This is a genomic window from Kitasatospora sp. NPDC059571 (assembly GCF_042735675.1).
In the GTDB taxonomy this organism is placed as follows: domain Bacteria; phylum Actinomycetota; class Actinomycetes; order Streptomycetales; family Streptomycetaceae; genus Kitasatospora.
Genome location: NZ_JBHWBW010000164.1, coordinates 1935 through 14893 on the forward strand (window position 1 = coordinate 1935; position 12959 = coordinate 14893).

The 12959-nt window shown below is 72.5% G+C and carries 12 protein-coding genes and 1 pseudogene; 8 read left to right on the plus strand and 5 right to left on the minus strand.

The features are described from left to right. Positions 1-125: 125 nt before the first annotated feature. Both ACFV0G_RS19490 and ACFV0G_RS19495 read right to left on the minus strand, forming a co-directional pair. Complete coding sequence (locus ACFV0G_RS19490; protein WP_380548931.1) at positions 126-458, minus strand: DUF3817 domain-containing protein; 333 nt, start codon at positions 456-458, stop codon at positions 126-128. A 100-nt stretch (positions 459-558) separates the two neighbouring features. Beyond that, positions 559-1092: a MarR family winged helix-turn-helix transcriptional regulator gene (locus ACFV0G_RS19495; RefSeq protein ID WP_380548934.1), complete on the minus strand. Its 534-nt coding sequence runs from the start codon at positions 1090-1092 to the stop codon at positions 559-561. A gap of 484 nt (positions 1093-1576) precedes the next feature. Between ACFV0G_RS19495 and ACFV0G_RS19500 the strand changes: the two genes are divergently transcribed. Continuing rightward, positions 1577-3214: a M4 family metallopeptidase gene (locus ACFV0G_RS19500; RefSeq protein ID WP_380548937.1), complete on the plus strand. Its 1638-nt coding sequence runs from the start codon at positions 1577-1579 to the stop codon at positions 3212-3214. A gap of 76 nt (positions 3215-3290) precedes the next feature. On the opposite strand, the gene ACFV0G_RS19505 is transcribed toward ACFV0G_RS19500, so the two are convergent. After that, positions 3291-3611, minus strand: a complete 321-nt coding sequence (locus ACFV0G_RS19505) for a DUF3817 domain-containing protein (protein ID WP_380548940.1) — start codon at positions 3609-3611, stop codon at positions 3291-3293. A 188-nt stretch (positions 3612-3799) separates the two neighbouring features. Here ACFV0G_RS19505 and ACFV0G_RS19510 point away from each other — a divergent pair, with 188 nt between their 5' ends. From ACFV0G_RS19510 to ACFV0G_RS19530, 5 genes are all read left to right on the plus strand, one after another. Further along, a complete protein-coding gene (locus ACFV0G_RS19510) occupies positions 3800-4588 on the plus strand; it encodes a DUF2127 domain-containing protein (protein WP_380548943.1) in 789 nt (262 codons plus the stop codon). An 81-nt stretch (positions 4589-4669) separates the two neighbouring features. Further along, positions 4670-5308, plus strand: coding sequence for an AIM24 family protein (locus tag ACFV0G_RS19515; protein ID WP_380548946.1), 639 nt, complete (start codon positions 4670-4672; stop codon positions 5306-5308). After that, entirely contained in the window at positions 5308-5958 is a 651-nt protein-coding gene (locus tag ACFV0G_RS19520) for an AIM24 family protein (RefSeq protein ID WP_100888495.1), read from the plus strand. Before ACFV0G_RS19515 ends, ACFV0G_RS19520 begins: the two co-directional genes overlap by 1 nt. A 239-nt stretch (positions 5959-6197) precedes the next feature. Beyond that, the gene (locus tag ACFV0G_RS19525; RefSeq protein ID WP_380548959.1) at positions 6198-7013 is read left to right on the plus strand and encodes an AIM24 family protein; all 816 of its coding nucleotides are present in this window, start codon (positions 6198-6200) and stop codon (positions 7011-7013) included. A gap of 80 nt (positions 7014-7093) precedes the next feature. Continuing rightward, positions 7094-7609: a MarR family winged helix-turn-helix transcriptional regulator gene (locus tag ACFV0G_RS19530; RefSeq protein ID WP_380548949.1), complete on the plus strand. Its 516-nt coding sequence runs from the start codon at positions 7094-7096 to the stop codon at positions 7607-7609. Positions 7610-7657: 48 nt separating this feature from the next. Here ACFV0G_RS19530 and meaB read toward each other — a convergent pair whose 3' ends face one another. Both meaB and ACFV0G_RS19540 read right to left on the minus strand, forming a co-directional pair. Next, a complete protein-coding gene (gene meaB, locus ACFV0G_RS19535) occupies positions 7658-8614 on the minus strand; it encodes a methylmalonyl Co-A mutase-associated GTPase MeaB (RefSeq protein WP_380548952.1) in 957 nt (318 codons plus the stop codon). A 77-nt stretch (positions 8615-8691) separates the two neighbouring features. Further along, positions 8692-9870, minus strand: coding sequence for an acetyl-CoA C-acetyltransferase (locus ACFV0G_RS19540; RefSeq protein WP_380548962.1), 1179 nt, complete (start codon positions 9868-9870; stop codon positions 8692-8694). 286 nt (positions 9871-10156) lie between these two features. On the opposite strand from ACFV0G_RS19540, the gene mce reads away from it, so the two are divergent. Further along, on the plus strand, positions 10157-10588 hold the full coding sequence (mce, locus tag ACFV0G_RS19545) for a methylmalonyl-CoA epimerase (protein WP_380548956.1): 432 nt from the start codon (positions 10157-10159) through the stop codon (positions 10586-10588). A gap of 464 nt (positions 10589-11052) precedes the next feature. Continuing rightward, a pseudogene (locus ACFV0G_RS19550) lies at positions 11053-12959 on the plus strand (hypothetical protein); the annotation flags it as partial.

Consider the following 12959-nt stretch of genomic DNA (forward strand, 5'->3'; position numbering starts at 1 on the left):
TCCCCCCCCGACCCCCCAAACCCCGACCAACCCACGTCTCGTGGGTTGGGTGTTGTTTAAAAGACCCCGCCCACCGCCCCTCCCCGCGGACGGGGAGGGGCCTGGCAGAGCCGGAAGGACGGGGGTCAGGCGGAGACCGGCTCCGGGGCGGCGATCAGCGGGGTGATCTCCCGGGTGACGCCGCGCTCGACGAAGAAGGCCGCGGTCGGGATGGTGCCGGCCACCAGCACCCAGGCGAGCTTGCCGATCGGCCACTTCGCCTTGGTGCCCAGGTCGAAGGCGAACACCAGGTAGACGACGAAGAGCCAGCCGTGCGCGATGCCGACCGCGGTGGTGAAGCCGCTCGCCCCCGCGACGCCCAGCACGTACTTGGCGATCACGCCGAGGGTCAGCAGGATCAGCAGGACGCCGGTGGTGTACGCCAGCGCCCGGTATCGGGTCAGCACGCTCTGCTTCATGCCATCGAGGGTAACCGCCCCTACGCCCCGCCCCGGCCGGACCCCCGCCCCGGCGGGAGCGCGCGCCGGGGCGGCGCGCCGGGCGGGTGCCGGGCGGGTGCTAGCCGGCGGGCGGGGCGGGCTCGGCCGGCGGGACGAAGTCGCCGGCGGCGATCCGCAGCGGGCGCAGCACGTCGAAGATCTGCGCGCACTGGCCGGCGCCGTAGCCCTCCAGGCCGAAGTCGATGTCCATCAGCTCCCGGGTGGCCTGCTCGACCACCTCGCGACCGCGGTCGGTGATCTCGGCGAGCACGCCGCGGCCGTCCGCGGGGTTGGGCCGACGGGCGACCAGGCCGTCGCGCTCCAGCCGGTCCACGGTGTTGGTGACGGAGGTGGGGTGGACCATCAGCCGCTCGCCGATCTTGGACAGCGGGAGCCGGCCCGTCCGGCTGAAGGTGAGCAGCACCAGCGCCTCGTAGCGCGCGAAGGTGAGCCCGTACGGCTTCACCACGGCGTCCACCCGCGAGAGCAGGATCTGGTGCGCGCGCATCACCGAGGTGATCGCCGCCATGGACGGAACGCCGCCCCAGCGGCGGGTCCAGAGCTCGTCGGCGCGGGCGATCGGGTCGAAGTCGAGTGCGAGGGGCTTGGCCACGCTTCCACCGTACCGGCGGGGCGGATCGCAGGTAGCAGCTGTCCACGATGGTGGACAAGGCCGGGCGGATGGCGGGATCCCGCCAGGGGGCGAACAGGTCCGTACCATCCGTACGGACCTGCGCAATGCTGCGGCAACAAACGTACGGCGAACGCCAGTTGACCGTTTCCCATGGTCAGTCAGGTGTAGTCCGTACCGAAACCTCCAGCAAATCAAGGCATTTGGGAGTATTGCCCGGTTTGTTCGCAGGCCGCCGGCTGGCGAGCCTTTGCCAACTCTTGCCCTGGGCCTGTCCATTCGGATTCGTCGTTGTCATGCTTCTGACCAGCCCCGTTCGACCGAGCCGGCCCACCCCACCGGCGGACGTCGTGTGACCGCACGGAGCAGCACGTCAGCGCCCGTTCCGCCCCAGCAGGCACTAACCCCGGTGCCCCGGAGCGAGGTGCGACCGCGCACACGCGGTTGATCCGGAAGGAATCCGTACGTGAAGCGAAAGCTGACAGTCGGAGCCGTTCTCTCTGCATCGGCGGTGCTCGCCAGCGCCATCCAGGTCAGTGCCGGCATCGCGCAGGCCGTCCCCGCCCCGGTCGGGCAGGCCGTCTCCGCGGCCCGTGCCCAGCTGTTCGCGCAGGCCACCGCCCAGGCCCCGGCCGCCGCCCACGCCGCCGGGCTCGGCAGCCAGGAGGCCCTGGTCGTCAAGGACGCCGTGGTCGACGCCAACGGCGCCCGGCACACCCGCTACGAGCGCACTTTCAACGGCCTGCCCGTCCTCGGCGGCGACCTGATCGTGCACCAGGACGCCAAGGGCGCCGTCACCTCGGTCGACAAGGCCGTCCCGGGCTCCGTCGCCCCGGCCTCGACCACCCCGAAGCTCTCCTCCGCCCAGGCCGCCGCCAAGGCCGCCGGCGCGGTGCAGGCCACCGTGGGCAAGACGCTGGACGCCGACGAGGCCGCGCTGTCCTCCGTCACCCCCGGCTCCGGCGCCCAGCTGGTCGTCTGGGCCGCCTCCGGCACCCCCCGCCTCGCCTACCGGTCGACCGTCGAGGGCATGCGCTCCGACGGCACCCCGAGCCGCCAGATCCTGGTGACCGACGCCTCCAGCGGCGCGGTGCTCTCCACCCACGAGGAGATCCAGACCGCGGCCGGCACCGGCAAGGGCGTCTTCGTGGGCAGCGTGTCGCTGACCACCACGCTCTCGGGCTCGACCTACCAGCTGAAGGACGCCACCCGCGGCGGCCAGTACACCACCGACCTGGCCCACAAGACCTCGGGCAAGGGCACCCTCTACACCGACGCCGACAACGTCTGGGGCACCGGCACGGTCTCCAACGGCCAGTCCGCCGCGGTCGACGCCCAGTACGGCGTCGCGGCCACCTGGGACTTCTACAAGAACACCTTCGGCCGCAACGGCATCCGCAACGACGGTGTCGGCGCCTACAGCCGCGTCCACTACGGCAGCAACTACGTGAACGCGTTCTGGGACGACTCCTGCTTCTGCATGACCTACGGCGACGGCTCCGGGAACACCCACCCGCTGACCGAGATCGACGTCGCGGGCCACGAGATGAGCCACGGTGTGACCGCGGCCACCGCGGGCCTGAACTACTCGGGCGAGTCCGGCGGCCTCAACGAGGCCACCAGCGACATCATGGGCACCGGTGTCGAGTTCTACGCCAACCTCGCCGCGGACAAGCCGGACTACCTGATCGGCGAGCTGATCAACATCAACGGCGACGGCACCCCGCTGCGCTACATGGACAAGCCGTCCAAGGACGGGGCCTCCGCCGACTACTGGTCCTCCTCCGTCGGCAGCAAGGACGTCCACTACTCCTCGGGCGTCGCCAACCACTTCTTCTACCTGCTGTCCGAGGGCAGCGGCGCGAAGACGATCAACGGCGTGAGCTACAACAGCCCGACCTACAACGGCGCCACCGTCACCGGCATCGGCCGCGCCAAGGCGCTGCAGATCTGGTACCGCGCCCTGACCGTCTACATGACCTCGACCACCAACTACAAGAGCGCCCGCACGGCGACCCTGAACGCCGCCAAGGACCTCTACGGCAGCGGCTCCACCGAGTACAACACGGTCGCCGCCACCTGGACCGCGGTCAACGTCAACTGACCCCCCCCGCCCCCAAAACCCCCCACCCGGGCCCTCCGGAGGGGAGGCCCGGCTGCTGTACCACGTCCGGGGCGGCTCAGGCCGCGACCGGCGCCGCGGGCGCCTCGCCGCGCTCCTCGCGGGCCAGCATCCGCTCGGCGAAGAAGCCGCCGGTGGGCAGCACCGAGAGCACGAACAGCAGGACGCCGCGCTTGGCGTCCCAGCGCTGCTGCTGCCAGGCGAGCGCGAGGAAGACCACGTAGAGGATGAACAGCACGCCGTGCACCATCCCCATCACCGGCACCGCGTTGAAGCTGGTCGTCCGCTTGAGCACCGAGCAGAGCAGCAGCAGCAGGAAGGACAGGCCCTCCGGTCCGGAGACGAGACGCAGGCGGTGCACGGCGGGGCTGGTCTTCACGGGGGTCACCTCGGGGTCGGTCGGCGCGCGCTCGTGAACGGGATCACAAGCCGCTGTTCATTATCGCCGACCGAACAGCCGTCCCGGCCCCCGGGGCGGCCCGGGGTGGGCAGCATCACGCGCCGGCGCCCTATCCTGCTGCCGCACGGCCCGACGACCGGGCCGACGGACATCGGGGGCACACGCACATGTTCCGCATCGACTGGAACCGCCGGACCTGCTCGCGCAAGGGGCACATCACCTACGCACCCGACGAGCCCGCACTGCGCGAGCGCCTGCACGCGCCGACCGCGGTCGGCGAGGCCTGGCGGTGCCTGCGCTGCGGGGACTTCTCGCTGGGCGAGCCGCACGGCTCGGGCCCGGCCGAGGACGCGCCGCTGGTGCCGCGCGGGAAGGCGCTGCGCGACCTGTTCATCCTGCGCTTCCTGGCCGTGGAGCGGCTGCTGCGCGGCCTGCTGATCATCGTCGTCGCGTGGGGCGTGTGGAAGTTCTCCAACAGCCAGGACGCGGTGCGCCGGATCTTCGACGAGAACCTGTCGGTCTTCAAGCCGGTCACCGAGCACTTCCACTGGGACCTGGAGCACTCCCCGATCGTCGACACCATCCGCAAGACCTTCGACTACAAGCACTCCACGCTGCTGATCGTGGCCGGCGCACTGATCGCGTACGCACTGATCGAGATCGTGGAGGCGGTCGGCCTGTGGCTGGGCCGGCGCTGGGCCGAGTACCTGACCGTGGTGGCGACCGCGGCCTTCCTCCCGCTGGAGGTGTACGAGCTCACCGAGCACGTCAGCGTGCTGAAGATCGGCACGCTGCTGCTCAACATCGCCGCGGTGCTCTGGATCCTGCTCTCCAAGCGGCTGTTCGGCCTGCGCGGCGGCGTGGTGGCCTTCGAGGCGGAGCGGCACTCGGCCTCGCTGCTGGAGGTGGAGCAGGCCGCGGGCACCGCGCCGGGGCGGGTCGGCGAGGCCGTCTGACAGCCCGTGATTTGTACCGGGTCGGTACCAGAGGCCCGCGCCCTCTCCCGGGGGGCGGGCCGCTGCCGCTACATTCGCCCGGTGGCACAGTTTCGACTCCAGGGCTCCAAGGTGCTCGCCGTAGACATGGCGGGCGACTCGGTCAAGGCCCGTAACGGCACCATGGTGGCCTACACCGGCCAGATGAACTTCAAGAAGATGTCCGGCGGCGGTGACGGCCTGCGCGGCATGGTCACCCGCCGGCTGACGGGTGAGCAGATGGAGGTCATGGAGGTGAAGGGGCAGGGCACCTGCTACTTCGCCGACAAGGCCACCGAGGTCAACCTGGTGCGGCTGAACGGCGAGACGCTCTTCGTCGAGTCGGACAACCTGCTCTGCACCGAGGCGACCCTGCACACCGGCACGTCCTTCACCGGCCTCAACGGCATGGCGTCGGGCAACGGCCTGTTCACCACCAAGGTCGAGGGGCACGGCTGGGCCGCGCTCACCTCCAAGGGCCCGGCGATCATCCTGCGGGTCTCCCAGGGGATGCCGCTGCGGGTCGACCCGGGCGCGTACGTCGCACACACCGGCAACCTCAACCGCAGCCTGAAGTCGGGCGCGGGCTGGACGACGCTGATCGGCGAGGGCGGCGGCGAGGCCATGCAGGTCGAGTTCGCCGGCGAGGGCCTGGTCTACGTCCAGCCGTCCGAGAAGCTGACCTTCGGGGGCGACGTCTGATGCCGTTCACCAAGATCAACAACAAGATGGTCGAGGCGAAGATCATGCCCGGCCAGCGGGTCTTCAGCCAGCGCGGCTCGATGCTCGCCTACACCGGCGAGGTCAGCTTCACGCCCAACAACATGGGCGGCCAGGGCGGCGTGATGTCGATGATCGGCCGCCGGGTGGCCAACGAGGACACCCCGCTGATGACCGTCGAGGGCCAGGGCAGCGTGATGTTCGGCCACGGCGGCCACAACGTCCAGGTGATCGACCTGACCGGCGACACCCTCTACGTGGAGGCGGACCGGCTGCTGGCCTTCGACGGCACGCTCCAGCAGTCGACCATGTTCATGGGCCAGCAGGGCGGCGTGATGGGCATCGTCCGCGGCCAGGTGACCGGCCAGGGCCTGTTCACCACCAAGCTGGACGGCCACGGCTCGGTGGCCGTGATGGCGCACGGCGGCGTCTTCGAGCTGCCGATCGGCCCGGGCCAGCCGGTGCACGTCGACCCGCAGGCGTACGTGGCGCACCGCGGCCAGGTGACCAACAAGCTGTCCACCGCGCTGGGCTGGCGCGACATGGTCGGCCGCGGCTCGGGCGAGGCGTTCCAGCTGGAGCTGTCCGGCCACGGCGTGGTGTACGTGCAGGCGAGTGAGGAGAAGCTCTGATGTCCTACCCGCCGCAGCAGCCCTACGGGCAGCAGCCGTACAGCCAGCCCCAGCCCGGCTACCCGCCGCAGGGCCAGCCGTACCCGCCGCAGGGACAGCCCTATCCCCCGCAGGGCCAGCCGTACCCGCCGCAGCAGCCCGGCTACCAGCAGGCCTACCAGCCGACCCAGGCCGGCCAGCCGTACCCGCCGCAGCAGCCCGGCTACCAGGGGGGCCCGCAGGGCGCCTACGGTGCGCCGCTGCCGCAGGCCCACGGCGGCGAGGGCCCGGTGGTGCACGACGCGAACAGCCTGCCGGTCAACGACAACGTGAACCCGTACGCGTTCTCGGTCGACCTCAACGGCGCGTACTACCTGCAGAAGGGCAAGATGATCGCCTACTACGGCGACATGCGCTTCTCGGGCATCGGCCGCGGCGTGATCGACCAGATGCTGGAGCGGAACTTCAACTCCCCGCTGCACGCCTCCGACTGGGTGGTGGCCGAGGGCCGCGGCAAGCTGCTGCTGGCCGACCGGGCGTTCGACCTCAACTCGTACGACCTGGAGAACGGCAACCTGACCGTCCGCTCCGGCAACCTGCTGGCCTTCGAGCCCTCGCTGAAGCTGAAGCAGTCGATCATCCCGGGCTTCCTGACGCTGATCGGCACCGGCAAGTTCGTCGCCGCCTCCAACGGGCCGGTGCACTTCGTCGAGCCGCCGATCCGGGTCGACCCGCAGGCGCTGGTCGGCTGGGCGGACTGCCCGGCGCCGTGCCACCACTACGACCACGGCTACATGCACGGGCTGATCGGCGGGCTGCGCCACCTGACCGGGCTGGGCGGCGCCTCCGGCGAGGAGCACCAGTTCGAGTTCATCGGCGCCGGCCAGGTGCTGCTGCAGTCCACCGAGACGCTGATGGCCGAGCGCTCGGTCGGCGTGGTGCACGCCGAGGCCGGCGTTCCGGGCAGCGGTGTGCCGCACCAGCAGGCCGGGCACGGCGGGCAGCAGCAGCTGCCGAACGTCAACATCCCGGGGCTGGGCAACCTGGGCGACCTGGGCCGGAGGTTCGGCCTCTGACCCGGGCGGGAGCCGGCGGGGCGCGCCGGGGGGATTCGTAAGCTAGTACAACATTTAACAACCTCGGGTATGCTGAGGTCATGGACACCCACGTCACCGACGCCCCCGCCGCCTCCCCCCCGGCCGCCGCGGCGGAGACGCCCTGGCTCAGCACCCGCGAACAGCAGTTCTGGCGCGCCCACCTGGAGGTCAGCAAACTGCTCGAGTACCAGCTCAGCAGAGAGCTCCAGCCGCACAACCTGGCGATCAACGACTACGAGATCCTGGTCGTGCTCTCCGAGGCGCCCGAGCGGCGGATGCGGATGACCGACCTGGCGACCGCCACGCTGCAGTCCAAGAGCCGGCTCTCGCACCAGATCACCCGGATGGAGGGCGCGGGCCTGGTGCTGCGCCAGGAGTGCCCGGGCGACCGGCGCGGCCTGTACGCGCACCTGACCGAACAGGGCTGGGAGATGCTCCAGCAGGTCGCCCCGGACCACGTGCGCAGCGTCCGCCGGCACTTCGTCGACCGCTTCACCCCCGAGCAGATCGACGCCCTCTACGAGGCGCTCGCGCCCGTCGCCGACCATCTGCGGGCGCTGCGCGGCCGGTCCTGAGACCGCGGCCGCCCGGCCTGCCGGGCGCGGGCGGCCGGTGCGCGGCGGTCAGCTCGCGGTGAGGCCGGCGACGAGGCGGTCGGCGGCGCCGTAGGCATCGAGGCTGCCCGCGGCCACCTGCTCGGCGAGGCCGGCCAGCTGCCGGTCGCCGTGCAGGTCGCCGATCCGGGCGCGGAGCGCGGCCAGCGCGATCGCCTCGATCTCCTGGGCGGCCCGCCGGGTGCGCCGCACGGCGAGCTCCCCGGTCTCGGCCAGCCAGGCACGGTGCTTCTCCAGGGCCTCGACGAGTTCGTCGAGGCCCTCGCCGCGGGCGGCGACCGTCTTGACGATCGGCGGGCGCCAGTCGCCGGGCTGCCGGGACTCGCCGAGGCCGAGCATGTGGTTGAGCTCCCGGGCGGTGGCGTCCGCGCCGTCCCGGTCCGCCTTGTTGACCACGAAGACGTCGCCGATCTCCAGGATGCCCGCCTTGGCGGCCTGGATGCCGTCGCCCATCCCGGGGGCGAGCAGCACCACCGAGGTGTCGGCCTGGGCGGCGATCTCCACCTCGGACTGGCCGACGCCGACGGTCTCCACCAGGATCACGTCGCACCCGGCGCCGTCGAGGACCCGCAGGGCCTGCGGGGCGGCCCAGGAGAGGCCGCCGAGGTGGCCGCGGGTGGCCATCGAGCGGATGAACACCTCGGGGTCGGTGGCGTGGTCCTGCATCCGGACCCGGTCGCCGAGCAGCGCGCCGCCGGAGAACGGCGAGGACGGGTCGACGGCGAGCACGCCCACCCGCTTGCCGAGCCGGCGGTAGGCGGAGACCAGCGCCGAGGTGGAGGTCGACTTGCCGACGCCCGGCGAGCCGGTCAGCCCGACCGTGTAGGCGTTCCCGGTGTACGGCGCCAGCGCCGCCATCGCCTCGCGCAGCTGCGGGGCGGCGTTCTCGACCAGCGAGATCAGCCGGGCCACCGCGCGCGGCCGGCCCTGCCGGGCCTGCTCGACCAGCGTCGCCACATCGACCATGAGAGTGCTCCTCGATCCCCGACAAGGGGCGCACACGAGTGTGTGCGCCCCTGACGGAACGTGCCTGTGCCTGCGGGTCAGCCCTGGGCCGGGACCTTGATGATCAGAGCGTCGCCCTGGCCGCCGCCGCCGCAGAGGGCGGCCGCGCCGGTCCCGCCGCCGCGGCGCCGGAGCTCCAGCGCCAGGTGCAGCACGATACGGGCGCCGGACATGCCGATCGGGTGGCCGAGCGCGATCGCGCCGCCGTTGACGTTGACCTTCTCGTCGGTGACGCCGAGGTCCTTCATCGACTGGTGGGCGACGGCCGCGAACGCCTCGTTGATCTCGATGAGGTCGAGGTCGGCGACGGTCAGGCCCTCCTTGCCGAGGGCGTGCGCGATCGCGTTGGACGGCTGCGACTGGAGCGAGTTGTCGGGGCCGGCCACGTTGCCGTGGGCGCCGATCTCGGCGATCCAGGCCAGGCCCAGCTCCTCGGCCTTGGCCTTGCTCATCACGACCACGGCGGCGGCGCCGTCGGAGATCTGCGAGGCGGAGCCGGCGGTGATGGTGCCGTTCTTGGCGAAGGCCGGGCGCAGCCGGGCCAGGGTCTCGACGGTGGTCTCACCGCGGATGCCCTCGTCCTGGCTGAACAGGACCGGCTCGCCCTTGCGCTGCGGGATCTCCACCGGGACGATCTCGGCGTCGAAGAGGCCGTTCTTCTGCGCGGCGGCGGCCCGCTGGTGCGAGGCGGCGGAGATCGCGTCCTGGACCTCGCGGCCGATGCCCAGGCGGGTGTTGTGCTTCTCGGTGGACTCGCCCATCGGGATGTTCTCGTAGGCGTCGGTCAGGCCGTCGTGGGCCATCGCGTCGAGCATCTCGATCGCGCCGTACTTGAAGCCCTCGCGGGACTTCGGCAGCAGGTGCGGCGCGTTGGTCATGGACTCCTGGCCGCCGGCGACGACGACGTCGAACTCGCCGGCGCGGATCAGCTGGTCGGCCAGCGCGATGGCGTCCAGGCCGGAGAGACAGACCTTGTTGATGGTCAGCGCCGGGACGTTCATCGGGATGCCGGCCTTGACGGCGGCCTGGCGGGCCGGGATCTGGCCCGCGCCGGCCTGCAGCACCTGGCCCATGATCACGTACTGGACCTGGTCGCCGGTGACGCCCGCCCGCTCCAGTGCGGCCTTGATGGCGATCCCGCCGAGGTCCGCGCCGGAGAAGCCCTTGAGGGAGCCGAGCAGCCGGCCCATCGGAGTGCGGGCACCTGCGACGATCACAGAAGTAGTCATGAGACGAGCCCCTTCGCGCGTCAGGCATGAGGGTGTGGGGATGCCGCTCAATGTACTGAGCTGTAACCCGTGCGTCACCGCCGCCAGGGTGTGATCAGCGGCACTGTCACCCCCCAGTCAACACCGTGACACGGCGCGCGGGGTGAGGTTCGCGCCCCGTGTGCCGGCGGTGCCGCGGTGTGAGCAGGCTCGCACCGCGCGCGGTGGCGGCCGCCCGCCCGGATGCGCTGCACTGGAGCCCTTCCCCCGTCCGACGCCCAGCCTGGAGGCCCGCGTGCTGACCCGCATCGACCACATCGGCATCGCCTGTTTCGACCTCGACAAGACCGTCGAGTTCTACCGCGCGACCTACGGCTTCGAGGTCTTCCACAGCGAGGTCAACGAGGAGCAGGGCGTCCGCGAGGCGATGCTCAAGATCAACGACACCGGGGACGGCGGCGCCTCCTACCTCCAGCTGCTGGAGCCCACCCGCGAGGACTCCACGGTCGCCAAGTGGCTGGCCAAGAACGGCGAGGGCGTGCACCACATCGCCTTCGGCACGGCGGACGTGGACGGCGACGCCGCGGACATCCGCGGCAAGGGCGTGCGGGTGCTCTACGACGAGCCGCGGATCGGCTCGATGGGCTCCCGGATCACCTTCCTGCACCCCAAGGACTGCGGCGGCGTGCTGACCGAGCTGGTGACCTCGGCCGGCGGCGAGCACTGATCCAGGGGCCCCGTCCGAGGGCAAGCGGAGGGGGTCGTACCGCAACGGCCCTCTCCACAACCCGCCGGTAACCTCGGAAAACCACCACGTGGCCATTCCCCTGCAAGCCGCGCACACTACAATGCCCAGGTGCGCCAGCGCTCCGGTCAGGCCGGGCCGGTGGGCACGGCCGAAGGCGGGAACGGACGGGCGAACCGTCCGGGCCGGCCGCAGGGGAGTCCCACTGAGCGGGCACGGCTGAACAGTCGCAGTGCTGATCTGTCACCATTCTCCACTAGGCAAGAGTTCGCCCAGGAGTCCACTCGGACGGGGGACGCGGCACGCCGCGCGCCACCGCCCCGGAGGCCTCCGACCGCGGCAGGTGCCGCGGCTGCAAGGACCAGCCGGTCCGGCCCCCAGGCCAGGAGAAGGGGCGTCGGTCGGCCGGGTCGAGGACGCGACCAGGAGATGGATGGGACCGCGGAGTGCGGGGCTACGACCGCTACGAGGTTGAGGATCACCTCTCCAAGTTCGAGGCCGAGATGGATCGGACTCGCAAGGAGCGTGACAAGACCGTCCAGCATGCCGAGGACCTCGCCTACCAGGTGGAGGTGCTCCGGGCCAAGCTGCACGAGGCCCGGCGCCAGCTTGCCCAGCCGCGGGCCTTCGACTCGGTCTCCGGCCAGGCCGAACAGCTCCTGCGCACCGCCGAGATGCAGGCCGAGCAGCTGCGCGCCGACGCCGAGCGCCAGCACCGCGAGTCCCAGGCCGCCACCCAGCGCCTGCTCGCCGAGGCCGCCGAGCGCACCGCGCGCCTGGAGGCCGAGTTCGCGACCCGCCGCCGGCAGCTGGAGGAGGAGCTCAACGAGTTCCGGCGCTCCGCCGAGCGGCACGTCAACGAGAACGTCTCCTGGGCCGAGCAGACCCGGGCCGGCACCGAGCACGAGGCGCAGCGGCTCCTGCAGGAGGCCCGCATCGAGGCCGAGCGGATGATGGCCGCCGCCCGCGCCGAGGCCACCGCCCTCGCCGACCAGGCCCGCGCCCAGACCGCCGCCGACGTCGACGCCGCCCGCGGCGAGGCCCAGGCCGCAGCCGAGGCCGCCCTGCACCGCGCCCAGACCGACGCCGAGCGCCTGCTGCGCGCCGCCTCCGAGCAGGCCCAGCAGGCGAGCGCCCAGGCCGAGGAGCTGCGCGGCACCGCCGCCAACGAGGCGCAGCAGCAGCTCGCCGACGCGCACGCCGCCGCCGAGCACCGGCTCGCCGCCGCCCAGGCCGAGATCGCCGTCCTCAAGCGGCAGGCCCTGGAGGACCAGGAGCGCGCCGAGGCCGCGCTCGGCCGGGCCCAGGCCGAGATAGAACGACTCCGCGCCGAGGCCCTCGCCGAGGCCGAGCGCGCCCGCCGGGAGGCCGCCGACCAGCTCGCCGCCGCCCGCCAGGCCGCCGAGCGCCTGCAGACCGAGGCCGCCGCCGCGGCCGAGCAGCGGGTCGCCGACGGCGAGGCCGCCAGCGAGCAGCGCTCGCTCACCGCCAAGGCCGAGATCGCCAAGATGGTGGCCGCCGCCACCAAGGAGGCCAACCTCATCAAGGCCGCCGCGGCCACCGCGCAGGCCGAGGCCGACGCCGCCAAGGCCGCCGCCGCCGAGGAGAGCGAGCGGCTGCGCGCCACCGCCGAGTCGGTCGCCGCCGAGCTGAAGGCCGAGGCCGAGGCCGCCATCGCCGACCTGCGGGCCGAGGCCGAGGGCGAGGTCGCCGCCGTGCGCGCCGAGGCCGAGGCCGCCGCGCAGGCGATGCGCGCCGAGGCCGAGGAGCGCGGTCGCGCCGACGGCGCCAAGGACGCCGCGGTGCACCTCGCCAAGGCCGCCAAGCAGGCCGAGGAGGTCCTCAACCGGGCCTCCCGGGACGCCGCCACCACCCGCGAGGAGGCCGCGACCGAGGCCGACCGGCTGCGCACCGAGGCCGCCGCGGAGGCGGACCGGCTGCGCACCGAGGCGATGGCCGCCGTCGAGGAGGCGCAGAACGCCGCGCTCGACGACGCCGCCTCGATCCGCGAGCAGATGGAGCGGATGCACGAGGACGCGGCGCGGCTGCGCGCCGAGGCCGAGGAGCTGCGCGCCCAGGCCGCCGCCGAGGCCGACCGGGTGCGCTCGGAGGCGCGCCGGCAGGCCGTCGTGCAGATCGAGGAGTCCGCCCGCAGCGCCGAGGAGCTGCTCACCCGCGCCAAGGCCGACGCGGACGAGCTGCGCGCCAATGCCGCCGCCGACACCGAGCGGCTGCGCACCGAGACCAAGGAGCACGCGCTCGCCACCCAGGGCCGCGCCGAGCAGACCCTCGCCCGCGCCCGGACGGAGGCCGAGAAGCTGGCCGCGGCGACCGAGCGCGAGCGCCAGGAGGC

Coding starts and splice junctions, on each gene's coding strand:
- ACFV0G_RS19490 (WP_380548931.1), bottom strand. CDS start 458: ATGAAGCAGAGCGTGCTGACCCGATACCGGGCGCTGGCGTACACCACC.
- ACFV0G_RS19510 (WP_380548943.1), top strand. CDS start 3,800: ATGTTCCGCATCGACTGGAACCGCCGGACCTGCTCGCGCAAGGGGCAC.
- ACFV0G_RS19520 (WP_100888495.1), top strand. CDS start 5,308: ATGCCGTTCACCAAGATCAACAACAAGATGGTCGAGGCGAAGATCATG.
- ACFV0G_RS19530 (WP_380548949.1), top strand. CDS start 7,094: ATGGACACCCACGTCACCGACGCCCCCGCCGCCTCCCCCCCGGCCGCC.
- meaB (WP_380548952.1), bottom strand. CDS start 8,614: ATGGTCGATGTGGCGACGCTGGTCGAGCAGGCCCGGCAGGGCCGGCCG.